This is a genomic window from Bacillus sp. FSL K6-0069 (assembly GCF_038007785.1).
Taxonomy (GTDB): Bacteria; Bacillota; Bacilli; order Bacillales; family Bacillaceae_G; genus Bacillus_A; species Bacillus_A mobilis.
Map to the genome: position 1 here is coordinate 3,975,238 of NZ_JBBOXN010000001.1, position 26,608 is coordinate 4,001,845.

Annotated in this window: 29 protein-coding genes and 1 pseudogene; 5 read left to right on the forward strand and 25 right to left on the reverse strand. The window is 36.8% G+C overall.

Annotated elements, in window-relative coordinates; translation table 11 throughout:
• Nucleotides 1–19: 19 nt before the first annotated feature.
• Nucleotides 20–721 (forward strand): MgtC/SapB family protein, encoded by a 702-nt coding sequence (locus MHB74_RS20320; protein WP_061678092.1) that lies wholly within the window; start codon nucleotides 20–22, stop codon nucleotides 719–721.
• 41 nt (nucleotides 722–762) lie between these two features.
• On the opposite strand, the gene MHB74_RS20325 is transcribed toward MHB74_RS20320, so the two are convergent.
• Nucleotides 763–2,001, reverse strand: coding sequence for a DNA polymerase IV (locus tag MHB74_RS20325; RefSeq protein WP_061678091.1), 1,239 nt, complete (start codon nucleotides 1,999–2,001; stop codon nucleotides 763–765).
• A 141-nt stretch (nucleotides 2,002–2,142) separates the two neighbouring features.
• On the opposite strand from MHB74_RS20325, the gene MHB74_RS20330 reads away from it, so the two are divergent.
• Nucleotides 2,143–2,343 (forward strand): hypothetical protein, encoded by a 201-nt coding sequence (locus MHB74_RS20330; RefSeq protein ID WP_061678090.1) that lies wholly within the window; start codon nucleotides 2,143–2,145, stop codon nucleotides 2,341–2,343.
• Between the two features lie 44 nt (nucleotides 2,344–2,387).
• Here MHB74_RS20330 and MHB74_RS20335 read toward each other — a convergent pair whose 3' ends face one another.
• Together MHB74_RS20335 and MHB74_RS20340 are read right to left on the reverse strand one after the other, a co-directional pair.
• Complete coding sequence (locus MHB74_RS20335; RefSeq protein ID WP_000609805.1) at nucleotides 2,388–3,506, reverse strand: tripeptidase T; 1,119 nt, start codon at nucleotides 3,504–3,506, stop codon at nucleotides 2,388–2,390.
• Nucleotides 3,507–3,633: 127 nt separating this feature from the next.
• A complete protein-coding gene (locus tag MHB74_RS20340) occupies nucleotides 3,634–4,179 on the reverse strand; it encodes a GNAT family N-acetyltransferase (protein WP_061678089.1) in 546 nt (181 codons plus the stop codon).
• A 189-nt stretch (nucleotides 4,180–4,368) separates the two neighbouring features.
• Here MHB74_RS20340 and prli42 point away from each other — a divergent pair, with 189 nt between their 5' ends.
• Nucleotides 4,369–4,461, forward strand: a complete 93-nt coding sequence (prli42, locus tag MHB74_RS20345) for a stressosome-associated protein Prli42 (protein ID WP_000549040.1) — start codon at nucleotides 4,369–4,371, stop codon at nucleotides 4,459–4,461.
• Between the two features lie 72 nt (nucleotides 4,462–4,533).
• On the opposite strand, the gene MHB74_RS20350 is transcribed toward prli42, so the two are convergent.
• From MHB74_RS20350 to MHB74_RS20450, 21 genes and pseudogenes are all read right to left on the reverse strand, one after another.
• The gene (locus tag MHB74_RS20350) at nucleotides 4,534–4,773 is read right to left on the reverse strand and encodes a DUF3894 domain-containing protein (RefSeq protein WP_061678088.1); all 240 of its coding nucleotides are present in this window, start codon (nucleotides 4,771–4,773) and stop codon (nucleotides 4,534–4,536) included.
• 131 nt (nucleotides 4,774–4,904) lie between these two features.
• Nucleotides 4,905–5,465 carry a L,D-transpeptidase gene (locus MHB74_RS20355; protein WP_061678087.1) on the reverse strand — a complete coding sequence of 187 codons (561 nt, stop codon included), beginning with the start codon at nucleotides 5,463–5,465 and terminating at the stop codon, nucleotides 4,905–4,907.
• Between the two features lie 16 nt (nucleotides 5,466–5,481).
• Nucleotides 5,482–6,450 carry an aromatic acid exporter family protein gene (locus MHB74_RS20360; protein WP_061678086.1) on the reverse strand — a complete coding sequence of 323 codons (969 nt, stop codon included), beginning with the start codon at nucleotides 6,448–6,450 and terminating at the stop codon, nucleotides 5,482–5,484.
• A gap of 100 nt (nucleotides 6,451–6,550) precedes the next feature.
• Nucleotides 6,551–7,273 (reverse strand): amino acid ABC transporter ATP-binding protein, encoded by a 723-nt coding sequence (locus MHB74_RS20365; RefSeq protein WP_061678085.1) that lies wholly within the window; start codon nucleotides 7,271–7,273, stop codon nucleotides 6,551–6,553.
• Entirely contained in the window at nucleotides 7,266–7,925 is a 660-nt protein-coding gene (locus tag MHB74_RS20370) for an amino acid ABC transporter permease (RefSeq protein WP_001046924.1), read from the reverse strand. Before MHB74_RS20370 ends, MHB74_RS20365 begins: the two co-directional genes overlap by 8 nt.
• A 36-nt stretch (nucleotides 7,926–7,961) precedes the next feature.
• Complete coding sequence (locus tag MHB74_RS20375) at nucleotides 7,962–8,741, reverse strand: transporter substrate-binding domain-containing protein (RefSeq protein ID WP_061678084.1); 780 nt, start codon at nucleotides 8,739–8,741, stop codon at nucleotides 7,962–7,964.
• 355 nt (nucleotides 8,742–9,096) lie between these two features.
• Entirely contained in the window at nucleotides 9,097–9,510 is a 414-nt protein-coding gene (locus MHB74_RS20380; RefSeq protein WP_002008492.1) for a BrxA/BrxB family bacilliredoxin, read from the reverse strand.
• Between the two features lie 143 nt (nucleotides 9,511–9,653).
• Nucleotides 9,654–10,061 carry a YjdF family protein gene (locus MHB74_RS20385; RefSeq protein ID WP_061678083.1) on the reverse strand — a complete coding sequence of 136 codons (408 nt, stop codon included), beginning with the start codon at nucleotides 10,059–10,061 and terminating at the stop codon, nucleotides 9,654–9,656.
• Between the two features lie 121 nt (nucleotides 10,062–10,182).
• Entirely contained in the window at nucleotides 10,183–10,647 is a 465-nt protein-coding gene (locus tag MHB74_RS20390; protein ID WP_061678082.1) for an NUDIX hydrolase, read from the reverse strand.
• 69 nt (nucleotides 10,648–10,716) lie between these two features.
• On the reverse strand, nucleotides 10,717–11,421 hold the full coding sequence (locus tag MHB74_RS20395; RefSeq protein WP_061678081.1) for a DUF421 domain-containing protein: 705 nt from the start codon (nucleotides 11,419–11,421) through the stop codon (nucleotides 10,717–10,719).
• A 158-nt stretch (nucleotides 11,422–11,579) separates the two neighbouring features.
• On the reverse strand, nucleotides 11,580–12,737 hold the full coding sequence (locus MHB74_RS20400) for an RNA-guided endonuclease InsQ/TnpB family protein (RefSeq protein ID WP_098373992.1): 1,158 nt from the start codon (nucleotides 12,735–12,737) through the stop codon (nucleotides 11,580–11,582).
• Nucleotides 12,734–13,146: pseudogene (locus MHB74_RS20405) on the reverse strand (IS607 family transposase); the annotation flags it as partial. The gene MHB74_RS20400 and the pseudogene MHB74_RS20405, both read right to left, overlap by 4 nt.
• Before the next feature lie 133 nt (nucleotides 13,147–13,279).
• Nucleotides 13,280–14,458, reverse strand: a complete 1,179-nt coding sequence (locus tag MHB74_RS20410; RefSeq protein ID WP_061677489.1) for an FtsW/RodA/SpoVE family cell cycle protein — start codon at nucleotides 14,456–14,458, stop codon at nucleotides 13,280–13,282.
• Between the two features lie 340 nt (nucleotides 14,459–14,798).
• A complete protein-coding gene (locus MHB74_RS20415; protein ID WP_061677488.1) occupies nucleotides 14,799–16,115 on the reverse strand; it encodes a dihydrolipoamide acetyltransferase family protein in 1,317 nt (438 codons plus the stop codon).
• 15 nt (nucleotides 16,116–16,130) lie between these two features.
• Nucleotides 16,131–17,114, reverse strand: coding sequence for a 3-methyl-2-oxobutanoate dehydrogenase subunit beta (gene bfmBAB, locus MHB74_RS20420; protein WP_000290073.1), 984 nt, complete (start codon nucleotides 17,112–17,114; stop codon nucleotides 16,131–16,133).
• Nucleotides 17,115–17,127: 13 nt separating this feature from the next.
• Complete coding sequence (gene bfmBAA / locus MHB74_RS20425) at nucleotides 17,128–18,129, reverse strand: 3-methyl-2-oxobutanoate dehydrogenase subunit alpha (protein ID WP_061677485.1); 1,002 nt, start codon at nucleotides 18,127–18,129, stop codon at nucleotides 17,128–17,130.
• Nucleotides 18,130–18,156: 27 nt separating this feature from the next.
• A complete protein-coding gene (lpdA, locus tag MHB74_RS20430) occupies nucleotides 18,157–19,578 on the reverse strand; it encodes a dihydrolipoyl dehydrogenase (protein WP_000090438.1) in 1,422 nt (473 codons plus the stop codon).
• Nucleotides 19,579–19,582: 4 nt separating this feature from the next.
• Nucleotides 19,583–20,686 (reverse strand): butyrate kinase, encoded by a 1,104-nt coding sequence (gene buk / locus MHB74_RS20435; protein WP_000056195.1) that lies wholly within the window; start codon nucleotides 20,684–20,686, stop codon nucleotides 19,583–19,585.
• A gap of 87 nt (nucleotides 20,687–20,773) precedes the next feature.
• On the reverse strand, nucleotides 20,774–21,874 hold the full coding sequence (locus tag MHB74_RS20440) for a leucine dehydrogenase (RefSeq protein ID WP_000171356.1): 1,101 nt from the start codon (nucleotides 21,872–21,874) through the stop codon (nucleotides 20,774–20,776).
• 34 nt (nucleotides 21,875–21,908) lie between these two features.
• Nucleotides 21,909–22,808, reverse strand: a complete 900-nt coding sequence (gene yqiS / locus MHB74_RS20445) for a phosphate butyryltransferase (RefSeq protein ID WP_061677483.1) — start codon at nucleotides 22,806–22,808, stop codon at nucleotides 21,909–21,911.
• Nucleotides 22,809–23,003: 195 nt separating this feature from the next.
• On the reverse strand, nucleotides 23,004–25,076 hold the full coding sequence (locus MHB74_RS20450) for a sigma-54 interaction domain-containing protein (protein ID WP_061677481.1): 2,073 nt from the start codon (nucleotides 25,074–25,076) through the stop codon (nucleotides 23,004–23,006).
• A 136-nt stretch (nucleotides 25,077–25,212) separates the two neighbouring features.
• Between MHB74_RS20450 and MHB74_RS20455 the strand changes: the two genes are divergently transcribed.
• Nucleotides 25,213–25,446, forward strand: coding sequence for a DUF2627 domain-containing protein (locus tag MHB74_RS20455; protein WP_001190187.1), 234 nt, complete (start codon nucleotides 25,213–25,215; stop codon nucleotides 25,444–25,446).
• Nucleotides 25,447–25,599: 153 nt separating this feature from the next.
• Here the strand turns inward: MHB74_RS20455 and MHB74_RS20460 are convergent, their stop codons facing one another.
• A complete protein-coding gene (locus tag MHB74_RS20460) occupies nucleotides 25,600–26,328 on the reverse strand; it encodes a glycerophosphodiester phosphodiesterase (RefSeq protein WP_061677478.1) in 729 nt (242 codons plus the stop codon).
• Between the two features lie 50 nt (nucleotides 26,329–26,378).
• Between MHB74_RS20460 and MHB74_RS20465 the strand changes: the two genes are divergently transcribed.
• Nucleotides 26,379–26,525 carry a YycC family protein gene (locus MHB74_RS20465; protein ID WP_001247671.1) on the forward strand — a complete coding sequence of 49 codons (147 nt, stop codon included), beginning with the start codon at nucleotides 26,379–26,381 and terminating at the stop codon, nucleotides 26,523–26,525.
• The last annotated feature ends 83 nt before the right edge of the window (nucleotides 26,526–26,608 follow it).

Sequence of the window (26,608 nt, forward strand, 5' to 3'; positions counted from 1 at the left end):
ATGTATGGAGGTGACCATGATGGTATGGTATGACATTGTATTAAGATTATTTATCGCAATTATTGTAGGTGCTTGCATCGGAATGGAACGGCAATGGAGACACAGGATGGCTGGATTACGGACAAATGCTCTCGTATCACTTGGTGCCTGTATATTTGTTTTATTATCCGTCATGCTTGATCACGATGCTAGCCCCTCACGTATTGCCGCTCAAGTCGTTAGTGGGATTGGTTTTTTAGGAGGCGGCGTTATTATCCGCGATGGTTTTAGTATTAGAGGGCTTAATACTGCGGCTACTCTATGGTGCGCAGCTGCTGTTGGTACTCTTACAGGCGCTGGTTTCCTCGTTGCAGCTATATTAGGTGCAACCGGCGTTTTACTGGCAAATATACTACTCCGTCCAATCGCTCTCTTTATGAATCAAAAATCAAAAGAAGAATCACCTGAACAAACGAACTACTTCCTTTCTCTTACTTGTTCAGAAGAACACGAAGCCCATATTCGGTTTTTACTTATGCATATGGTCAGTTCTGAAGGCATCGGTTTAAAAGAATTGTATAGTGAAGACGTAGATTCTAAGCAAAAAGTGTGTATACAAGCTACATTACATTGCAATACAAATGCAGCAGTCTTAATTGAAAAAATAGTGAGTAGAATGCTATTAGAAGCTGGCGTTACTGCAGCTGGTTGGAAAACTTCATTAGATTTAGAAGCAAGTTAAAAATGAAAGGTGTCATGATATGTACAGCTTCATGACACCTTCTACATAAACTTATTTTCTAATTTTTGCTGAAAAGACTTTTCTTGCTTACGTAACAATTGACTACCTCGTTGTAAAAGGGGCATTCCATATTTATCATTAATTTGATCGATGACAGCAAGTAGTGGCTCTTCTTTCGCATCTTCTTCAAATGAAAACAAATCTAATTGTTTCACCGATTCTGTCTTCCACTCTATTTCAGTAGCTGTAACACCTAGTAAACGGACGGAATCACCGTCCCAATGTTGCTTCCATAAGCGAGATGCTGCCTGAAAAATATCTCGTTCTTCCCAAATCGCATTTTTCAATTGCTTACTCCGCGTTACTGTCCGCCTATCATGATATTTAATCATAATTTGAATATTATAGCTGACAAGAGTTCGCTTTTGTAATCTTTTACTCACTGATTTTGATAGCCGTTCTAACATATCAAGTAATTCTTTCTCTTCATCCATATCCTTTGAAAAGGTCATCGAATTACCAACACTTTTATGCTGTCCCATTTGACTCGGATCAACTTCCCTATCATCCATACCGTTTGCCCGCCGCTTTAAATCAACACCATGCTTTCCAATTTTAGCGCGAATGATATGTTCGTTTCCTTTTGCTAACTGCTCAATTGTTTGTATATGAATATCATTTAATTTTTCAGCTGTTTTTTCTCCAATTCCATGCATTGCTCCAACTGGAAGTGGCCAAATTATTTCTGGAATATCTCGTTTTCGAAGCACAGTAATACCGAGAGGCTTTTTCATATCAGAAGCTGTTTTTGCTAGGAAAAGGTTTGGAGCAATTCCGATGCTACACGGCAGCTGTAACTCTGTTAATAATGCTTGTTGAATCATCTTTGCTATTTCAAGAGGCGAACCGAGTGCGTAACAATCTGTAATATCTAAATACCCTTCATCTATTGAGACTGGTTGTATTTTTTCAGTAAAACGGGAAAGGATTTGAAACATTTGAAATGAAGCTTCACGATATAATGTAAAATTAGGACGCCTTACAACTAATTGCGGGCATAACCTTTTCGCTTCCCAAAGAGGCATCGTTGTACGTATTCCATAGTCTCTCGCCTCATAACTACATGTTATGATAATTCCTTTTCTTTCTTTTTCATTTCCAGCAACCGCTAACGGCTTTCCTTGTAATGATGGGTCATGAGCAATTTCAACAGATGCGAAAAAACAATTCATATCTACATGTAAAATAACACGACCCTTTTTCGGATACATTTCTCGCATAGTACTCACCCCTTCAAAGAACATTTGTTCCTTCATTATATCAAATTCATGCACAATATAATAATTACTTATTCTTTTTATCCCTATTTTTTCTATACTTAATACGAGTGATGGATATTATTGTAAAAGGAGTGATTTGTTATGAAATCACACAGTAAACTCAACTATACATTTCTCATTATTATATTAATCATTTTAATTAATTATTTATTACTCCCTATTTTTAATATAAACGTAGCAGGGATTCTTCCAAGTCTACTGGGCATTATAACAAATGATATACTGCCATGGATTTTCTTATATTGGCTGATCCGCCTTGTAAAAGCAATCGAATCAAAATAAAAAGCGTGTAAATCAATTATGATTTACACGCTTTTTCTATTACATTACTTCGCTACTTCTTCAATAATTGCAACAACTAATTCTGCTGTTTTCGCTAATTCTTCAACAGGAATCTTTTCGTTTGTTGTATGAATTTCTTCATAACCAACCGCTAAGTTAACTGTTGGAATACCGTGTCCTGCAATTACGTTTGCATCACTTCCGCCACCACTTTGGTGAAGAGAAGGTGTACGGCCAATGTTTTCAGCTGCACGTTTTGCAACTTCTACAACGTGATCGCCATCAGCAAATTTAAATCCTGGGTACATAACGTTTACTTCAACGTCTGCATGACCACCCATTTCTTTTGCAGTTGTTTCAAATGCTTCTTTCATTTTCGCAACTTGTACTTCCATTTTTTCATTGATTAAAGAACGTGCCTCTGCAAAGATTTGTACATGATCGCAAACGATATTTGTTTGTGTACCACCTTCAAAACGTCCAATATTTGCAGTTGTTTCAGAATCAATACGACCAAGTGGCATCTTCGCAATTGCCTTTGCTGCAATAGTAATTGCAGATACACCTTTTTCTGGTGCTACACCAGCATGAGCTGTTTTCCCGCGAATAATTGCATTCACTTTCGCTTGTGTTGGAGCTGCAACAACGATTTCACCAACTTTTCCATCGCTATCTAATGCGTAACCGTATTTCGCTGTAATGCGCTCACGATCTAATGCTTTTGCACCAACAAGACCAGATTCTTCTCCAACTGTAATAATAAATTCAATTTTACCATGCGGGATATTTTTCTCTTTTAAAACACGAATTGCTTCGAACATTGATGCTAATCCTGCTTTATCATCTGCACCTAAAATCGTAGTACCATCTGATACGATATATCCATCTTTAATAGAAGGCTTAATTCCATTACCAGGAACTACTGTATCCATATGAGAAGTGAAGTAAATTGTATCAACACCATCTTTTGTTGCTGGTAAAGTACAAATTAAGTTACCTGCACCATGACCAGTAACAGCCATTGTGTCATCTTCAAATACTTCTACACCTAAATCTGTAAATTTCTTTGTTAATACTTTGCAAATTTCTGCTTCAAATTTCGTTTCAGAATCTACTTGTACTAATTCCATAAATTCATTTACTAAACGTTCTTGATTAATCATAAGACTGCGCCTCCTGCACTACCATTATGTATGTAACACTATTAATTATAACAGAATTTCGCAAAAGTTTCGAAATACAAGACAAAAAACAGACGGTTTATATGTCTAGATAACCATCTGCTTTCGATTACTCATTTAACAATACCCAGCGCATATGATCTTCCCATACTCCATTTACCATTAACATCTTCCTAGACACGCCCTCATATTGAAAGCCTATCTTCGTCACTACTTGTATAGATGCTAGATTTCGCGGCATAATCGGTGCTTCTATACGATGTAACTGAAACTCTTCGAAGGTAACTTGAATAGCTTTTCTAAGTGCTTCTGTCGTATAGCCTTTATTTAATTCTGCCTTATCTAATTTATAGCCGAGCACACAAGATTGATAAATGCCGCGAACAATTAAATTAAATGAAATACACCCAATAACTTTTGTATCATCACCCTTTTTAAAAATCCAAAGTCTGATGATTTTACCTTCTGCAAACTCTTTTCTATCCTTTTGTAACTTTTTCTTCTGATAATCTAACGTAAAAAAATCATCCGGTCTATACTCTTCCCAAGCTTTTAAAAATTCACGATTTCTGTCGTAATATTGAAGAACTTTTTCAGCATACGACTCATCAATTTCCCTTAAATGTAAACGATTTGTTTCGTATATTTTCATCATCGTATCTCCATTCTTCAGCTTGCATAGCAAAAAACTTATATTCTATCATTATTATATATTCTCTACATACATACAAATTTCCTGTTATACTTTACACACACTTCTCGAATTTTGTCACTTCTCTCCCCTTGTCCACAATATCATTTCTCGTTACAATGATATTGTACTGATTTGCAAGGAGGTTTAACGATGCATAAAAAAGCTCAAAAAGTTATGGTTTATGTCATGCTAATTTCTATGCTTGTAACAACATTACTTGCTGGCGCAAGTATGTTTTGGTAAAAAGGACGATGTTTTCGTCCTTTTTTTACTTTTTATACATAACAAAATAAACCATCTCGATATCGAGATGGTTTATTTTATATAAAGCACAATCGCTACAATACTAAAGGAAAATGACATTATAAGTGCTGTTATAAAACTTGTATATTGTTTCTGCTGAAATGCTCCAATAACAAAAGTAAGATTGAGTAATGCCATACATACAATTGCTACGAGATAAGAACATATATTAAAAGTTGCCAATATGAATGTAATAACAAATAGAAATCCCATAAAAAATTGCATATACGAAATTTTTGGATTCAAGTACATATGAGCAACCCCTTTATCTAATTTTTACCCCGATTGGTGCGGGCTGATAGTCAGCGGGTAAAAACCTTCCACTGATTAAAGTTTTACTTTATCTTTCTATACTCTCATTAACTCATGGTTATGTACACATGTCAAGACAACTTATTACAATAGAAAAAGCCAACCTTTTCGTTGGCTTTTTCATATGCAATGGCTCCTTTTTGTTTTGCCAATTGCTGAAATGATTGTTTTGACTTCACAATCCATACTTTCGTTCCAATTGGAATGCGATCAAATAAATACTCCACATCGTTTTTCTTCATCCTTATACATCCTTGTGAAATATACTTTCCAATTGAACTAGGTTGGTTTGTTCCATGTATTCCATATTTACTTCCATCAGTTCCTCTTGCATTAAATCCAATCCACCTTGACCCAAGCGGATTTTTCGGTGATCCCCCGGGAATATTCTTTGCAATATAATACGGATCCTTCGCTTTCATTACAACATCAAAAGTTCCCTCTGGAGTTAATTCATTTGTTTTCCCTGTCGCTACTGGAAAAACCTTTTGAATCTTTCCATCGTCAATATAAGCTAGTTTATTCGTCGCTTTATTTACAATAATGAAAGGATCTCCGGCACGTGGATTATCACCAAGAGGCCAAATAGGCGATAAAGAAAAACATAATATGAAAGAGAGAAGATACGGCATAAGTAATTCCTACCTTCTATATAAGTTCTTTTATATTATCCTTTCCCTTAAAACGACTTTTAATGAGTAAATATTGCTCCATTTCATACACAAGTTGAACAAGCTTCGCACGTATCTCAAACTCTTCACGTGTAACGGGCAATGGCATGTCTCTAAATAATTCTCTCATTTCTTGCAGCTGTCTTAAGGAAATAACCCCAGTACTCTCAGGGCTAATAGCATTCCCAATGTTTTCAACCACATCCGCAATCATGTCAGCTTGTTCATATGTCCATGATAAAGAAGCTGCTAATGGTATCATCCGCTCTAAAATTTCGAATTGCTGCATACGCATATTAAAGTAACGATAGTAATAGCCATCTTCTCGCATAAATGCATTCTCAAGTTTCTTAAACGATAAATCCCTTGCTTCATTTAGCATATTTTCAGTTTCAATAAGTTCTGCCCCGCTCCAACTACTTTCTCTGTTTCGTAAATAAACGACCATTTCAAACAAAATTGTTTTAAAATTACTTTCTATTGTATCCTGATACTCTTTTAGCTTATTTTCACTACTTGGCATATACATATTCACTAATAAAGCCACGCTAATTCCTATCGTTAATATCGCAATTTCATTTCCAACAATAAGCCATGTAATTTCTTTCAATGAATATAGATGCATCACAATAACTGAACTCGTGACAATACCTTCTTGAATTTTAAGCATAACTGCAGTCGGAATAAATGTAAGTAATAATATACTAATTGCTAGCGGTGTATATCCAATTGTTTCAAAAATACAAAACGCGAATACCATTGATAATACACAAGCTAAAAAACGATGTAACGATACTTGAAGTGATTTACGTTTCGTATTTTGTACACATAATATAACTAAAATGCCCGCTGAACTATAAAATTCTAATCCTAATAACTGAGCAATAAAAACTGCTGCGCCTGTCCCTATTGCTGTTTTTACTGTACGGTATCCAATTTTGAACATAGCACTGCTCCTATATGTATAAACGTATTTACAGTTAGTATAAAAAAAGGATGACACAATGTCATCCTTTTCTACTTATTATTCACGTAACCTTTACATATTACAATATTTTTTGTAAAAATTGTTGCGCACGTTCACTTTTCGGTGCTGCAAAAAATTCTGCTGGCGCACTATCTTCTACAAGCTTTCCACCATCTAAAAAGAGAACACGATCTGCTACTTCTTTTGCAAATCCCATTTCATGTGTAACAATCGCCATTGTCATTCCTGTCGTAACTAATGATTTCATAACTTCTAACACTTCTTTTACCATCTCTGGATCTAGTGCTGATGTTGGTTCATCAAATAACATAACTTCTGGTTCCATCGCTAACGCTCTCGCAATTGCCACACGTTGCTTTTGTCCTCCCGAAAGACGGTTTGGATACGTATCTTTTTTATCTAATAAACCGACCTTTTCTAAAAGTTTCTCGGCTTTCTTGTCAGCTTCTTGTTTCGTTACTCCTTTTACATTGATAGGAGCATACGTAATATTTTCTAATACAGTCATATGAGGAAATAGGTGAAAATGCTGAAATACCATTCCGACATTTTCACGAACGTGCATAATATTCGTTTTCGGATTCGTTACTTCTTCCGTTCCAATCCAAATGTGACCATTTGTCGGTGCCTCTAGCACATTCATACAACGTAAAAATGTTGATTTCCCTGATCCAGACGGTCCAATAATTGCTACTACTTCCCCTTTTTCAATCGTTGTTGTAATTCCTTTTAATACTTCGTTTTTTCCAAATGATTTATGAAGGTTTTCAATTTTAATCACTTTTCTTCATTCTCCCTTCAATTGCCTTCCCGACTAATGTAAGAATAATGACTAGCATATAATAAATTAGTCCAACAAAAAGTAATGGTTCAAGATATTTAAACGTCTCACCGCCTACAATGTAAGCACGGCGCATTAAATCGGTCGCTCCTATTACTGTTACTACAGCCGATTCTTTCGTAAGTGTCGCAAACTCGTTCACAAGCGCTGGTAATATATTTTTTAATGCTTGAGGGAAAATAATATTTCGCATCATTTTTCCGTAAGGAATCCCTAAAGCCATCGCTGCTTCTGTTTGTCCATTATCAACCGCTTGAATGCCGGCACGAATTACCTCTGACATATATGCACCTGAATTTAAGCTAAATGCTAATACAGCTGCTACGAAGGCTGGTATTTCATAACCAATTATTTGCGGGACACCGAAATAAATAATCATTAATTGCAATACAAGTGGTGTACCACGGAAGATTGATGTATAAAAATCTGCCGCTATATTTAATGCTCGTATTCTAGCAATTTTGCAAAGCGCTAATAACGTTCCTAAAATAAACCCAACTAACGCTGATACTGCTACAATTTTCAAAGTAACTTCTAGGCCTTTTAGTATATATGGTATCGAAGGCGTAATCGCCGAAAAATCTAAGTTCATTCTGTTCATTCCCCTCACAGAAAAGTGAAAGGCAGCTTATTTTTCGCTGCCAAACCATTTCTTCACTAATTTATCCATTTCTCCATTTTCTTGCATTTTTTTAATTACTTTATTAAATTCAGCTGTTTTATCACTGTTTTTCGGAAGGGCAATTGCTGCTCCTACTTCTTCTGGTGCTTCTTGAATTTCAATTCCTTGTAATTCTTTCATTTTTTCTAAATAATTTTTAGCAACTGTGTCTTCTATAATTGCAGCGTCAAAACGACCAGCTTTAATTTCTTGTACGATTTCTGGTATACGGTCACGTCCCTCAACTTTGAAATCTACTTGTTTTTTAAATTCTGCCGCTTTCTCTTCTTGAATAGATCCTGTTTGTACCCCTACTTTTTTCCCTTTTAAATCCTCTACAGATTGAATGTTAGAATCCTTTTTAGAAACGACCATGTTTTTCGCAACAAAATAAATATCTGTGAAATCAACATTATTTTTACGCTCTGCAGTCGGCGTCATACCTGCCATTACGAAATCAACTTTTCCTGAGCTAAGAGATGCTAATAAACCACCAAAATCCATATCTTTCACTTTCACTTCATAACCAAGTTCTTTTCCGATATATTTAGCAACATCAACATCAAAGCCGATAATTTCATCACTTTTTGAAGCTTCCACGTATTCATATGGTTTATAATCTGCTGAAGTCCCCATAACCAGTACTTTTTTATTTTTTCCACTAGCCTTTTCTTCCCCATTACTACAAGCGCTGAACATACTTACAATTAAAATAAGTGCAAACGATATCGATAATAACTTCTTCATCTTTCTTCCCCCTAACGATGTATATTTAAAAGTTTAATAGAATATTTATTCGATGTTTGTATTGTATCAGCACTTTCATTTTTATGCAATATATAAAATAAAAATAAATAAAATAACAATATTAATAACGTTTATCATGTATAAAATATTGCATAAAACAACATAACTATGCATGTCCCATAAAGTGAAACTTTAATCAGTGGGGGGGTTCTTCATCCCCCACCTAACTTCTTTGCTTTCACTGCATTTTGAGGTGGGGGTCTTACTGCTCATTAAAGCGGGATAAATTTTAATACTAAATAAAAAAAGGCGGTACATCCACTTCATTGTGGACGTACCGCCTTTTCACTTATATTTATAGTTCTTCACAATTCTCTTCGAAATAAGATTGTAGCTTTGCAATAACTTGCATTGGTTCATGACCTTCAATTTCATGACGTTCTACCATCGTTACAATTTTTCCATCTTTTAATAAAGCGAATGATGGAGAAGAAGGTGGATATCCTTCAAAATATTCACGAGCTGTTGCTGTTGCTTCCTTATCTTGACCTGCAAACACCGTTACAAGATGGTTAGGACGTTTATCATAATGTACGGAATGCGCAGCAGCAGGACGAGCAATACCACCTGCACAACCACATACAGAGTTTACCATTACAAGTGTTGTTCCATTTCTTTTAAACGCTTCTTCTACTGCTTCCGGCGTCGTCAATTCTGTATATCCAGCAGAGACAATCTCTTCACGCGCTTGGCGGACAACATCATTCATAAAAAAGTTAAAATTAATCAATCTTTTCCCTCCTCTAAAACTACCTATTTGTATCTTACCAGTTAATGTTTATGAAATACAAGTAAGTTTACTTGTATTTGGGTATAGAAAAGGTGTTAGAGCTCTTGCTCTAACACCTTTTCTTAATGGCCACGATGCTTTTGCTTTGCTTTTTGTACTTTGATTAAACGTCTTCTTTGTTTTTCAGCTTCTCGCATCTCTTTAGACCGCACTTTCTTTTCTTGTTTATGCAGTTCATAAGATAAGCCAATTGCCTCTTGTGCCTTAGTAAAACGTTTTACATTTACTTCTTTTGCCGCTTGTCGTATGATACGTTTTATATTTTTTGGACGTTGTTTTCCTTTCACTTCCACACCGCATTTTGCAACGTGCTGGAAATACGCTAACATTGGACCATTCACAAATATAAGTACTTCTTCATCTGAAGGTTCCATTCCAAAAATATACCGTGCTCCATACAATTTCCCTTTTTCTTTATGCGTAATAATTCCTACGAAAAATTGACCATCGTGATATACTGTCAAATCCATTGACAGCCCCTCCTTTAAAAAAATTAGAAATACTGGACATCCCGGAGGGGAAGGTTACTGACATGTAATCATGCGTCTGGACTACCGACCAGAACTGTGTTTTTGTATCTCTTTCATTGTATTATATCTTGTTTCCCATAATTTTTATATATTCCACAATCATTTTTTTATGCGATCCTACAATATAGTCAGGTAGTTCTGTTAGTGGAAAGAATGTAAGCTGAACCGCTTCTTCTTTATTCATAACAAACTCCCCTTCGTATTCCTCGGTATAATAGGCTGTCGTTACGGATTGAAATTCATCACCATTTGCTAGTTTTGTAAAATAGTTCGCTCCTGAAAATACATTAATTAATCGAAGGTTCTTCACTTCTATTCCTGTCTCTTCATATACTTCACGGCAAGCTGTTTCTTCTGGTGATTCGCCAAGCTCCATTAGCCCGCCAGGCAATCCCCATTTTCCGTAAGGCTCTGTTCTTTGCTGTAATAATACATATCCATGTTCATTTATAACGAGTACAACAGCACCAACTAAAATTAAAGGGCGATGACCAACTACTTTTCGTAACTCCTCTACATATCCCATCGTATCCCTCCTTTTTCGTTGTCCACACTATTGTATCATATGTATGAAACGACAAAATGCGTATATTTTTCATTTTTTTAACAAAATATTTATTTTATGAGCTTCATCTACTGTAGCTAACATAATGGATTCAACTTCTGCGCTCTTCTCTAAAAATTCTCTCGCCCACTCTTCTGTTTTTCCTACTAAAGCTAGAACATCTTGCTGAATGCTCCCATCCTTTACTAATACAAAAGAAACTGGAGATCTTCTTCCCGCCACTTTCAGATCAAGTCGTGAAGCTGCTTCATATTGGGGATACTGAAATATAGAAACAACACCGCTTGCTTCCCATAATGCTAATTTAACCGTTTGAATATCGCTCACATTTCGCATACGAAGTTCCGAAAATAAATATTCCACCGTAATTCTCGCTTTTTTCAAATTGCTAAAATCAATGGAACCATTATGTATAAGAATAATAGGTGCCGGCTCTAAAAAGCGTCTCCATCTATCCCATTTCAACATTAAGACTGAGCTTATAATGTGAAGTACAACGAGTATGAACGTTGTAATCATCGAACCGAGTAATCCCACTTTTTCATCAGATAATGCGTTAGAAATATTCCCACCAAGCAATAACACTAATACGACATCTAAAAAACGAAGTTGTGCGATGGACCTTTGTCCCATCGCTTTCGCAACTAATATTAAAAATATGTATGCTATAATAGCCCGAATAACCCACTCACTATTAGAAAGATGCCGTGCCCCTTCAAAAATATGCATATGCATCACTTTGCACTGCTACTAAAAATATAGACAAATGTATATTCTTAGAGTTTTCCTGCTTCTACGTGCCCTGCCTCGCTAATCGCTTGCTACTACAGTTTGCTGTGACACTCCACAGGCGTAAATTCCGATGTAGCCCACCGTACATATATACAATCTATTTACGTTAGTATTGTATATTCTTCTGCTTGTAAAAGGTTGATCGCTGCGTTCAAATCTCTATCCATTACAGTGCCACATTCACATGTATATACTCGGTCAGATAGCTTTAAATCCGCTTTCTTTTGACTGCAACATGAGCATAACTTTGACGATGGATAAAACCGGTCTACTTGACGTAATTCAATTCCATATTCCTCACATTTCGTCAAAAGCCACGTTTTAAAAGCAAAAAAAGACTGCTTGGCAATTGTTTTAGATAAATGTTTATTCTTCATCATACCTTTCACATTCAAATCTTCCACTGTAATAAACGTTGGCTTGGTTTTCACCACATTCGTTACAATAGACTTTACATACTCTATTCGAATATTCGCTAATCGAGCATGCAACTTTTGCACTCTAAGAACATTTTTATCTATATTCACTCTTTTATTAGTAACAGATTTTTCACCTCTCTTTTTTAGATTTTCAAATTTACGTGCTAAAGAGCGTTGTTCACGTTTTAACCGTTTTTCTATCTTTTTTACTTTTATTGTTTTGTTGATGTTTTCATGAACGATACCATCGCTACGTGTAGCAAAATCCTTCACTCCTAAATCAATCCCTAGACCTATTTTATTGAGTGCTAACTTTGTTGCCATTTCTTCCAATTCGCAAAGTACAGATACAAAATATCTTCCTGCTCTTTGATATACTGTGCCACTTTTTACAGTTGCATTTTTAGGGATATATCCATATTCTTTTAACCTTATCCAACCAATTGTGGGGATTTTTACTCTATGCCTTTCTACTGTCCAATCTGTTTTGTTGTTTTTCGGAAAGTAGCACTTCACATTTTGCTTCTTCTTTTTTTTATATTGCGGAAACTTAGATAAACCTTTAAAAAATCGCTTAAAAGCTTTATCTCCATTCATAATCGCTTGTTTTACCGCTTTGCTCGACACTTCTTTAATCCACTGGTCACACTCTTTTGTATGAATGTTGTTTAGCCATTTAGAAAAGTCATAGCCACTAAGAAATTTCCCCTCCGACTCATATGCCTCTTTATTTTTAGAGATATACAGGTTATATACATATCGACACACCCCAATAGTTTGATGGATTTTACTAACTTGTTCAGTTGTCGGTTTGATTTCTATTAAATATGCTCTTTTCATAAGTCTCCATCCTCCGACATTTTCTTTTTGTATGTTCTCAACCCATATATTCTACAGCTAAATACATGAATGATAGATATTAAATCCTGAACAAGTTCTTCTTGAGGAGATAGTTTTTCATTGTTAACAATCATAATTTCCACTCCCATTTTACGAAGAAACTTTTCAAACCAATCATATCCAAAACGTACAAATCTATTTTTGTGTGCCATGATGATCGTCGAAATATTTCTTTCCATACAACTGTCAATCAGGTTTATTCCACTGTTTTCTTTTGTAGTTTAATCCGCTACCAATACCTTTGATAACTTTATCTACAATTATCCCTCGTGCATTTGCGAAACTCAACCTGATTTTCTAAATCATCTTTCTGACCTGGATTTGATACTCTTGTGTAAATAACTACTTTGCCTACTTTTTTCTATGTTTTTGTTTGCTGTTTCTTTCTCCTTACCCGTCTCAAACTGCTATTCTGTTTTAGTTTGCAACGTTTAAGAGCATATATGTAAAAAAGCTGGTTCGTATTTAAACGAACCAGCTTTTTACTTAACAGAAAACATATACTTTTTATACGTTTTCCGTACCGATAATATGAGACCCATCATAATCATATTTGAGAACAAGGAACTTCCCCCATATGATAAGAAAGGTAATGCAATCCCTTTTACAGGCATTAACCCAACGATCATACCGATGTTTTGGAATATTTGAACCGTTAATATTCCAATTGATCCAGCACATAATAATGTACCGAATAAATTATCAGCAGAATAACCGATAATAATTGTTCGATAAAGTAGTAATAGGAACAAGAATACAACTAACGCTGCTACGATAAATCCACCTTCTTCGGCAATTGTAGCAAAAATAAAGTCAGTATGCTTCTCAGGGATATAAACGTTCCCTTCGCCAAACCCTTTCCCTTCCATACCACCACTACCTACAGCTAAAATCGATTGCTGCGTTTGATAACCTTGATCTGCATTTTCAAATGGATTTAACCAACCTACAATACGTGATTGTTGGTGAGGTTTTAGTAACGTAACTAAATTATTAAAGAAGAAATCCTCATACCTTACGTAAATAAATATTAACGCAGATAAAACGGTCACCGGAATAACTGTACATAACGCTATCAATTTCTTCTGAATACCTGACATAAATAAAATACATGCAATAGCAGCAGCATATAAGAACACCATCCCTGTATCCGGTTGGCTATATACAACAGCCATAGGCGGGAGAGATACTAGCATAATTTTACCTACTAATTGTAAATCTGTTTGGAATGTTCTTGCCATATACTGTGCATTATGTTTCACTGCTATACTTGCTACTACGAGAAGCAAGGAAATTTTGAAAAACTCAGATGGCTGAATTTGTCCAACTAATGGAAACACAAACCATCTTTTTGCACCTAATTTTTCAGGTGTAAAAGTGGAAACCGGTAGTATTTTCAAAAGAATAAGTGAAGCAAATCCAACGATATAAAGTGGCCAAGACAATTTTTGTAATTGATCTAAGTCAATGCTTGCAACAAGCAGTAACAATACAACTCCAATTATGTAGTTCAAACCCTGTTTCATCGCAAAGTTTGCCTCTCCATATTGGCCAGTTTGCTGACTGCTATATATAGCAGCTATACTCGTAACACATAATGCAAACAAAATTAATATTAATTTTACATCTAAACTTTTTAGAAACTCGGTACTTCTTTTCATGACATCCTCCTGAAACATTGTTACAGCAAAATAAAAAACCAGGAGTCAACATTCTTCATGTTTTGACGACTGATTACACATTATCTATAAAACACTTATATAGAATAACTCTCTTTTTCATACAATACAATATATTATACTACAGTTTCGTCAGTAAGATTTGCCAAAAAAATTATTCTTTTCTTATTTTATATCTATATACCATATATCAGCAATGTATTTTCGTAAATTTCTAATACATACTCGTTCATTGTAAGATTGCCGGGAAAAGTGTTGTACATATAGTAGGATGCAAATGAAGAAATAAGATGATAAAAAGCTCGCATAAGCGAGCTTTTTATTAATATACAGATGTATTATTTTCTGACGTATTTTCTAGAATTTCTTTTACACGTCCTAAGAACTTGCCACAAATTAGGCCATCTAGTACACGGTGATCAAGTGATAAACATAAGTTAACCATGTCGCGAGCACCGAACATACCGTTATCCATAATAACTGGGCGTTTTACAATTGATTCAACTTGTAAAATAGCCGCTTGTGGGTAATTAATAATACCCATAGATTGAACAGAACCGAATGATCCTGTGTTATTAATTGTAAATGTTCCACCTTGCATTTCGTCCGCTTTTAACGATTTCGTGCGTACTTTTCCTGCAAGCTCTGTAATTTCACGAGCGATACCTTTAATCGTCTTCTCGTCCGCGTGTTTAATTACTGGTACAAATAGTTCGTCCTCTGTTGCAACAGCGATAGAAAGGTTTATATCTTTCTTCTGAACAATCTTATCGCCAGCCCACATTGAATTGATTTGAGGATACTCTTTTAACGCTTGTGCTACTGCTTTTACGAAGAAAGCAAAGAACGTTAAGTTAAAGCCTTCGCGTTTTTTGAAATCACCTTTAATTGAATTACGGTATGACACAAGGTTTGTCACATCTACTTCAATCATCATCCAAGCGTGTGGTGCTTCGTGTTTACTACGTAACATGTTCGCTGCAATTGCTTTACGCACACCTGTTACTGGAATTTCGATATCGCCAGGCATTGTTGGTACAGAAACTGGTTTTGCCGCTTCTACTTTTTGTGCGACTGGCGCAGCTTTTGGTGCTTCTGGACGAGCTTCTACTACTGCTGCTACCGCTTCCTCTTTCTTCGCACCTGCTTGCGGAATATTTCCAGATTCCACTAGCGTTAAAATATCTTTACGAGTGATACGGCCATTTGCTCCCGTACCTTCTACTAGATCTAAATCAACGTTATGCTCACCCGCAAGTTTTAAAACAGCTGGTGAAAAACGTGGTTTTCCATCAGTTGGTTGTTTTGCTTTCGGTGCTTTTGCAGACGTAGCTACTTCTGCCTTTGGTTCTTCTTTTGTTTTTTCTTCAACAGCTGTCGCTGCTACTTCATCTGCGCCTTCTACTTGAATAACACAAACTACTTCGCCTACAGCTAACGTCTCACCTTCACCAGCGATTAACTCTTTCACAATACCAGTGAAAGAAGATGGTACTTCAGCATTTACTTTATCAGTCATTACTTCTGCAAGCGGATCATACTTATTTACGTGATCGCCAACATTAACGAGCCATTTACTAATTGTACCCTCTGTAACGCTCTCCCCGAGCTGAGGCATTGTGATATTTTCTACAGCCATGTATAGTCCCCCCGATTAAAATTCCGCAAGTTCACGCATTGCTTTTTCAACTTTATCTGGATTTACCATAAAGAATTTTTCCATTGTTGGTGCATATGGCATCGCTGGAACGTCTGGACCTGCAAGACGTGCGATTGGCGCATCTAAATCAAACAGACAGTTTTCCGCAATAATTGCTGCCACTTCACTGATAATACTTCCTTCTTTATTGTCTTCTGTTACAAGAAGAACTTTACCTGTTTTAGAAGCTGCTTCAATAATTGCTTCTTTATCTAATGGATATACAGTACGTAAATCAAGAACATGTGCAGAGATGCCATCTTGTGCTAACTTTTCAGCTGCTTGAAGAGCAAAATGAACACATAATCCGTATGTGATAACAGTAATATCATCACCTTCACGTTTTACATCTGCTTTTCCGATTGGTAATACGTAATCATCCTCTGGCACTTCACCTTTAATTAAGCGATATGCACGTTTATGTTCGAAGAATAATACTGGATCTTCATCACGAATTGCTGCTTTTAATAAGCCTTTTGCATCATATGGTGTAGAAGGGATAACAATTTTTAAACCTGGTTGGTTTGCAAACATCGCTTCCACAGATTGTGAATGATACAATGCACCGTGGACACCCCCACCAAATGGTGCACGAATTGTAACTGGACAAGTCCAATCGTTATTAGAACGATAACGAATTTTTGCTGCCTCAGAAACAATTTGGTTTACTGCTGGCATGATGAAATCAGCAAACTGCATTTCAGCGATTGGACGCATACCATACATTGCCGCACCAATTGCTACCCCAGCAATTGCAGATTCCGCAAGCGGTGCATCAAGCGCACGATCTTCACCAAATTGATCATACAAACCATGTGTCGCTTTAAATACGCCACCTTTTTTACCAACATCTTCACCTAAAACGAATACTTTCTCATCGCGTTCCATTTCTTCGCGCATTGCTAATGTAATAGCATCAATATAAGACATTACAGCCATGAAACGTTCCCCCCTATTCTGCGTATACGTGCTTCAATGCATCTTCAGGTGCTGCATACGGAGCATTTTCTGCATATTCTGTTGCTTCATTTACGATATGCATAATTTCGTCTAACATTTGTTTTTCAGATTCCTCAGTTAACACGCCAGCTTCTTTTAAATAAGCAGCAAATGTTATAATTGAATCTTTTTTCTTTGCTTCTTCTACTTCTTCTTTATCACGATAAACACGATCATCATCGTCACTAGAATGTGCTGTTAAACGATATGATACTGTTTCAATTAAAGTTGGGCCTTCACCACGACGGCCGCGGTCTGCAGCTTCTTTTACGGCTGTATATACTGCAAGTGGATCGTTTCCGTCTATTGTATATCCAGGCATACCGTAACCAATTGCACGATCTGATACATTTTTACATGCTAATTGTTTTTCAACTGGAATAGAGATTGCGTATTTATTATTTTCACACATGAAAATAACAGGTAGTTTGTGTACGCCAGCAAAGTTTGCGCCTTCATGGAAGTCACCTTGGTTTGAAGAACCTTCTCCAAATGTAACAAACGTTACTAAATCTTTCTTTTCCATTTTTCCAGCTAATGCAATACCAACTGCATGTGGTACTTGCGTTGTTACTGGAGATGATCCTGTCACAATACGATTTTTCTTTTGACCGAAGTGACCAGGCATTTGACGACCACCAGAGTTTGGATCTCCAGCTTTCGCGAAAGCAGACAACATAAGTTCTTTAGCTGTCATACCAAACGCTAGTACAACACCCATATCACGGTAGTATGGTAATGCATAATCTTTCTCTCTATCAAGAGCGAATGCTGCTCCAACTTGTGCCGCCTCTTGTCCTTGACAAGAAATTACGAATGGAATTTTACCAGCGCGGTTTAATAACCACATACGTTCGTCGATTTTACGTGCAAGTAACATCGTACGGAACATCTCTAATACTTGCTCATCACTTAAGCCAAGCTCTTCATGGCGCTTTTCTTTTACTTCTGCCATTTTTCATAACCTCCTAAATCCACATTTTTATGCGTGTAACGCTTTTCCATCTACAGCTAATGCTGCTTCACCAATCGCCTCAGATAATGATGGATGCGGATGAATTGTATGTGCTACTTCCCACGGTGTTGCATCAAGTACTCTTGCAAGACCAGCTTCAGAAATCATATCTGTTACATGTGGTCCAATCATGTGAACACCAAGAATGTCATTTGTTTCTTCATCAACTACAAGTTTTACGAAACCATCTGATTCGCCGTATACAAGTGCTTTTCCGATTGCACGGAATGAGAACTTACCTACTTTTAACTTATAGCCTTTTTCTTTCGCTTCTTGTTCTGTTAAACCGACAGAAGCAACTTCCGGACTGCTATATACGCATTTTGATACCATAGAATAATCAATTGGTGTAACTTCTTTACCTGCAATATGTTCTACTGCAACAATTCCTTCATGAGAAGCAACGTGAGCAAGTTGTAAGCCACCGATTACATCTCCAATTGCGTAAATATGAGATTCTTTCGTTTGATAAAACTCATTTGTTTGAATGTATCCTTTTTCCACAACGATATCCGTATTCTCTAAACCAATATTTTGCGTATTGGCTTGTCTTCCTACAGATACAAGCATTTTTTCTGCTTTAAATTCTTTATTCTCACCGTTATGTTCAGCTTGAATTGTTACTCCATTATCTTTTACCAATGTTTCTGGTAATACTTTTGCACCAGTTACCACTTTAATACCTTTTTTCTTGAATAGACGTTGCATTTCTTTTGAAACGTCCTGATCTTCAAGTGGTAGTATCGTTTTCGCATACTCTAATACTGTAACTTCTACACCGAAGTCAGCAAGCATAGATGCCCACTCAATACCGATTACACCGCCACCAACGATAATAATCGAACTAGGAAGCGTTTCCATTTTTAGAGCATGATCGGAAGACATTACATACTCTCCGTCTAATTCTAAACCTGGTAATGAATTCGGACGAGAACCTGTTGCAACAAGTACATTTTTTGGAATTAACATTTCATTCTCTTCTCCACTTGCAAGTTCAACTGAAATTGTCCCTGGCATTGGAGAGAAAATAGATGGGCCAAGAATACGGCCAATACCTTCAAACACATCAATTTTACCTTGTTTCATTAGGTGTTGAACACCTTTATGAAGTTGCGTTACAATCTTCTCTTTACGCTCTTGTACTTTCGCAAAGTTTAGTTCTACATTACTTGCAATAACCCCGAACTCTTCGCTTTTTTTAGCAGTTGCGTATACTTCCGCACTACGTAAAAGAGCTTTACTAGGAATACATCCTTTGTGCAAACAAGTACCACCAAGATTTTCTTTTTCAACAAGTGCAGTTTTTAAACCTAGTTGCGATGCTCGAATAGCAGCAACATAACCACCAGTACCGCCGCCAACGATGACTAAATCATATTCTCTTGCCATTATCTCAACCCCTAGCTACTGTTTGTTTTTCTCGTACAACATACTCTTTCGGCGCTTCTTCTTCACGTAATACACGAAGTGCTCCTTCTGCTAATGCTTGTAATTCATCTTCCCCTGGATGTACGATAACATCAGCAATCCAGTCCACACGTTCTTTTATTTCATCGACAAGAATTTTACTGTACGCAAGTCCACCAGTTAGAACGATTGCATCAATTTTCCCGTGAAGTACAGCGCTAGCTCCGCCAATCTCTTTCGCAACTTGATATGCCATTGCTTTATAAATAAGAGTTGCTTCCGGATCACCTTTTTCAACCATTTGTTCTACTTTGATTGCATCATTTGTACCGATTAGACTTACAAGTCCACCTTGTCCAACAAGCTTTTTAACCATTTCGTCACGGTAATACTCACCAGAGAAACACATCTCAACTAATTGTCCTACCGGTACTGTACCAGCACGCTCTGGACTAAATGGTCCTTCACCGTTTAAGCCGTTATTCACATCGATAACTTTTCCTTTTTTATGAGCACCAACTGTAATACCGCCGCCCATATGTGTAACTAATAAATTTAAATCCTCGTATTTGTGATTTAATTCTTCAGCTACTTTACGAGCAACTGCTTTTTGGTTTAATGCATGGAAAATGCTTTTACGTTCCATACCAGCAATACCGCTTATACGAGCAATCGGCTCCATTTCATCTACAACGACAGGATCTACTATGAATGCCGGAATATTTAATCCAGAAGCGATTTCATATGCTAAAATGCCTCCAAGATTTGAAGCATGATGACCGCTAAAGCCATTTTTTAAATCTTCTAACATCGAATCGTTCACTGTGTATGTTCCGCCTTCGATTGGACGAAGTAATCCCCCGCGCCCACAAACTGCGTTTAACTTTGAAATGTTAATACCGTGAGAATGTAGAACTTCTAAGATCGTTTCTTTACGAAATTCATATTGGTCGATAATTCTCTTATATTTTCCAATTTGTTCTTCGTCATGACGAATAGTCTCTTCTAAAACGGGTCTTTCATTATCAAAAACACCAATTTTTGTGGATGTACTACCCGGATTAATAACAAGAATTCGATTTAAGGACACTGTTGCTACCTCCACTAATAAATTCAAAAGGAAGTGGAAACCTCGTAAGAGGTAACCACACCTTTTGTAAAAGTAATATATGAATGATTAGCGACGGCTAATAATGTCGTGACCGTTGCGTAAGTATGTGCTACGAGAGTTTTTCAAGCTTGCAATGCGCTCTTCAGCTAAACGATCTGCTGCTACATAAGTTGCAATGCCATCACGTTTTGAAATTTCGATTACTTTTGCAATTGTGTCATAAATTGACTCAACACGTTTTAGTGCACGTTCTCTATTGTATCCATATAACTCGTCTGCTACGTTAATTACACCACCAGCATTGATAACATAGTCTGGTGCGTATACAATACCCATTTCATGAATCACGTCGCCATGACGATCTTCTTTTAATTGGTTATTTGCAGAACCTGCGATTACTTTTGCTTTAAGTTGTGGAATAGTTTCGTCATTAACTGTTGCGCCTAATGCACATGGTGCGTAAATATCACATTCAACACCGTAAATTTCATTTGGTTCAACTGCTGATGCACCGAATTCTTCTACCGCGCGTTGTACAGCTTCTTTATTAATATCTGTAACGATTAGTTTTGCTCCTTCAGCGTGTAAATGTTTGCATAGGTGATATGCTACGTTACCAACGCCTTGAACAGCAATTACTTTTCCTTCTAAATTATCAGTACCGAAAGCCTCTTTCGCAGCTGCTTTCATCCCACGGTAAACACCGTATGCAGTTACTGGAGATGGGTTACCAGAAGAACCGAATGATGGTGAAATACCTGTTACAAAGTCAGTTTCTTCGTGGATAATATCCATATCATCTACTGTTGTACCAACATCTTCAGCTGTGATGTAACGTCCGTTTAGTCCTTGAATGTAACGTCCTAATGCGCGGAACATCGCTTCGCTCTTATCTTTACGTGGATCACCGATAATTACTGTTTTCGCACCACCTAAGTTTAAGCCAGCTGCTGCGTTTTTGTATGTCATCCCTTTTGCAAGACGCAATGCATCTTCAATCGCCGCTTCTTCAGAATCATATGTCCACATTCTTGTTCCACCAAGAGCTGGTCCAAGTGTTGTATCATGAATTGCAATAATTGCTTTTAAACCAGATTCTTTATCTTGACAAAATACTACTTGCTCATAATCATATTTTTCTAAGTATTCGAAGATTTCTAATGTCATTGTCGTTTCCCCCTAGTGTTTTACCCTTTTTGGTTTATTTTGAAGCAGTCGCAACTGCCAATGCTAATGAATATACTTTTGTTTCTGCTGAATCAGCACGAGATGTTAAAACAATCGGTGCTTTTGCGCCAGCAATCATAGCTCCTACTTTTGCATCCGCAAAGTATACGAGTGATTTGTATAGCACATTTCCAGCTTCAATCGTTGGGACGAGTAAAATGTCTGCCTTACCTGCTACATCACTTACTATGCCTTTATGTTCTGCTGCAATTTGTGATACTGCATTATCTAAAGCAAGTGGTCCATCAACGACACAATTTTTAATTTGTCCGCGGCGATTCATTTGAGTTAACATCGCTGCATCAATTGTCGCTTGCATCGCAGGATTCACAACCTCTACCGCTGCAATTGGCGCTACCTTTGGCAGATCTATTCCTATTGCCCGGGCAACTTCTACAGTATTCTGTATAATAGCAGCTTTCTGTGTTACATCAGGTGCAATGTTCATCGCTGCATCTGTAACAAAAATTAGACGATCGTAATTTGAAACTTCAAATGCTGCAACGTGTGAAAGTACGCTCCCTTTACGAAGTCCCCACTCTTTATTTAATACAGCTTTCAAAATATTTGCTGTTGGGATGTTTCCCTTCATAAGCACATCTGCTTCGCCATTTCTTACAGCTTTAACAGAAAGCTCTGCAGCCTCAGCACTTGATGCTGCTGCAATCACTTCAATATGTTCTGAAGTTTGTAAACCATGTTCTTGTAACATCCCCATTATTTTTTCTTGATTTCCATATAGACGAAATTGAGCTAGCTGTAATGTAATTGCTTTCGCTACAGCTTCAATTACTTCATGATCTTCAGCTACTGCTACAGCCACAGTTTTTTTAGGCTGGCCTGCTGCTTGATCAATTAAGTGTTCTAACTTCATATTTTGTAATCAACCCTTTCCGTCGTCCCTCGTCTTTTTATAAAGCAAATACCGTGCCAACTTTTCAAAGTGGTCTTACCAATAATGAAAACGCATTCAAAATGCAGTAAAATCAATACTTTGGAAAATAACAAAATATTCTGTCTTGATTTGTCGTATTTTGTATACCATGCAATAAATTGCATGGTACGCAATTTATTGCATGCTATTTTTTGCACACTCATACTTTTCTAGCTTGTAATATAAATTTCGGACCGAAATTCCTAACGCTCTTGCCGTTTGTGTTTTATTTCCGCCAAACCTCTCTAAATATTCATGAATGATATTCCCTTCAAACTCTGTCACTAAATGGTCAAGTGGCTTTTCCTCTAACTCGGGTAATAAATGAGTTTGCTTTGACTCCACCTGCTCTTCATTATGTAATGGCGGTAAATGGTGTACATCAATATAGGTCTCGTTATAATTCATAAAGATAATAGCTCTCCCCAAAATATTTTCAAGCTCCCTCACATTTCCTGGCCATTCATATGATTGTAAATATAAAATAGCCGAATCAGTGAGCCCCTCTATATTTCGGCCATAATCTTGATTAATTTTTTGAATTAATCTTTCTGCAATTGCCGGTATGTCCCCTTTACGCTGACGAAGAGATGGAATTTGAATTGGAATTTTATTTAATCGATAATATAAGTCCTCCCTAAACTCGCCTTCTAGAATGCCTTTTTCTAAATTCACATGTGTCGCTGCAATTACTCGAACATTGATAGGAATCGCTTTCGTTCCACCAACTTTTACAATCTCTTTTTCTTGCAACACGCGAAGAAGTTTCGCCTGCGTATTTGCAGATAGTTCCCCTATTTCATCTAAAAAGATACTACCGTTATTCGCTTCCTCAAAGAATCCACGTTTTCCGCCTCTTTTCGCGCCAGAAAATGCCCCTTCCTCATAACCGAATAATTCACTTTCTAGCAAAGTCTCCGAAATAGCTGCACAGTTTACACGAACGAACTTATTATATTTTCGATTACTTCCATTATGGATTGCATGCGCAAACAATTCTTTACCTGTCCCTGACTCTCCGCGTAGTAATACTGTCGCTGGTGTATTCGCCCCAAGTTTTGCCTGCTCGATAGCCGCCGTTGTTTCATCAGAATTTCCGACAATGTCATCAAATGAATATTTCGCTTCTAACGTTCGAATAATTTGCCTTGCCCTATTCAATTCATTTGTTAACTTTTGAATTTCTGATACGTCACGAATTACACCAACGCTCCCTTTCAATATCCCATCCACAATGACTGGTGCTACGTTTACAATTACATCTCGCTTTTTTTGCCCAATCTTCATATGTATTCCTCTTACCGCCCTACGCGTTCGAAGTACTTTCATATGCATACTTTCACCTTCTACAATATCAGTTGTAGCTGGCTTTCCAATAATGTCCTCTTCTGTTAAACCTGTTAATTTCGTATAGGCAGGGTTAATCACTAACCCTCTTCCTTTTTCATCCACGACTGAAATCGCTTCTTCAGATGAGTTAATAATTGCCTCAAGTAACGTTTGAATCTCTTTTAAATCTGTAACTTCTTCCGCAAGATCTACAACTTCTGTTATATCTTTAAAAATCGCAAATGCCCCTTGTACCTCTCCTCCTTCTTTTAATATCGGAATACGGGTTGTAATAATTTTCTTTTCATTCTCTAATGTCAGTTCATAATTTACTTCTATTTGTTTCGTACGTATAATACGAAGCAATTTACTAGTCGGAATAACTTCTAAAATATATTTCCCTACCGCATCTTCTTTTTTATATCCGATAATACGCTCTGCACTTTTATTAAACAGGCGAACTTGTCCCTCTCGATCAATCACAATCATACCGTCATGTGTAGAATTTAAAATTAAATCCCCTTGCTGCGTTTGTTCTTCTAACTTTCCAATTAAATCTTCCTTCTCATGTGCTAATCTCGTAACAATTTTCGCAATATCACCTGGTATAAGCAGCGTATCTTTATGCTTCTTCTTTAATAAAACTTTATGTAAATCAGCGTCACCTGTCATATCAAACATTACATCAATGTGCATAGTAAGAAACTGCGTTACACTCTCTCCAATCGTAACCCCATATTCCGTAGCCATTTGTAATCCTTTCGCTAACGGATTTATATCAATAATCCCTATAATTTGAAATATATTTGAACTTTGTAACAGATTGAGCAGTGTACTGCCACCTTCACCGGCACCAACAATTAACACTTTTTGTTTCATATGTTACACTTCCTCTCGAAGTATCTCTGCAAAATTTTTCACACCCTTATCTTACTCGTTCAGCCCCCTCTTGACAAACCCCCTTTCCATATAACATCATTAAAATAAACAAAATAATCTGAAAAGGAGCGTTTATATGCAGCGTTACCTTGCTCTATTATTAGCACTCATTCCTATTTCATTAGCTGTGTTTGGCATTAAGTTAATGAGAGATACTGTATTTGGGATTCTATTTCCTCCACTTTCTATACTGTGGTTACAATTTTTAATTGGCGCTCTTTGCTTCGCGCTCGGGTTTTATATTTTTGGTGGCTTCGTCTTACACCGAGACCGTAAACGAAATAAAGTACAAGCTCGCTTTAGAAGATAAGAAAGCCCTACTGATTATCAGCCCTCACCAATCGGGCTTTTACGGGCGGTTGATCTCCCACCTAACTTCTTTGCTTTCACTGAATTTTGAGGCGGGGTCTTACTGCCCGCAAATAGCGGGATAAATAAAAAAATGAGACCGTTACACGCGGTCTCATTTTTTTATTGGCAATAAGATTCTTGCCGTTTCAGGGTAATCAGTAATAATCGCCGAAATATTCATATCAAAATATTTTCGCATAAGCGTTTCTTCATTAATTGTATAAGGACGAACCTCTACACCACTCTCCATCGTTAATTCAGCAACAGCATCTTGCAGATAACGATAATTTGGGTGTACTGCTGTAGCACCCATTTTTTTTGCATACGCCCATGGACTATGCAAACCTTCGCGATATAAAATCGCTGTTTGAATATCAGGAGCCATCATATGACACTTTTTCATACTGTAGTGATTAAATGAAGAAAATATAACACGATCTTCTAGATTATATTTCCGCACAAGCGTTATAACTTCTTCTTCTAAACCTCTGTATGGAATTTTATTATTTTTAAGTTCAATATTAAGTAGCAACTCTGTTTTTTCAATCCATTCTAACACCTCTTCTAAAAGAGGGATTTTACAAAATCCTACTTTATCACTGAATGTGTAGCTCGCATCTAATTTACATAAATCCTCATATACATAATTTCGAACCGCACCTTTTCCATTTGTTGTCCTGTTCACTGTTTCATCATGAATGACGACAACCTTTCCGTCTTTCGTTAATTGAACATCAAGTTCAATTCCATCTGCTCTAAAAGATTCAGCTGCTTCAAATGAAATCATTGTATTTTCTGGGTACGTTCCCGCTGCACCACGATGCGCAAATATAAGAGTCATCCTCACTCCCCCAATCTTATGCTATACTATACGAAAAAGGAGGTACTTCTATGAGACCATTACAAATTTCTCCAGACACTGCAGTCCGCCTATCAAAGGCATTAGGTGTTCCACTCGAACAACTTATGCATATGCCGCAGCACATTTTAATTCAAAAGTTAGTTGAATTAGAAAAACAAAATAAAGACGAAGAATAATACAGTCCTGTTTTGCAGGGCTTTTTATTATTTTCTATTATATCACGGATGACTTCCCCGCTAAAATCCTTTAACAGATATAC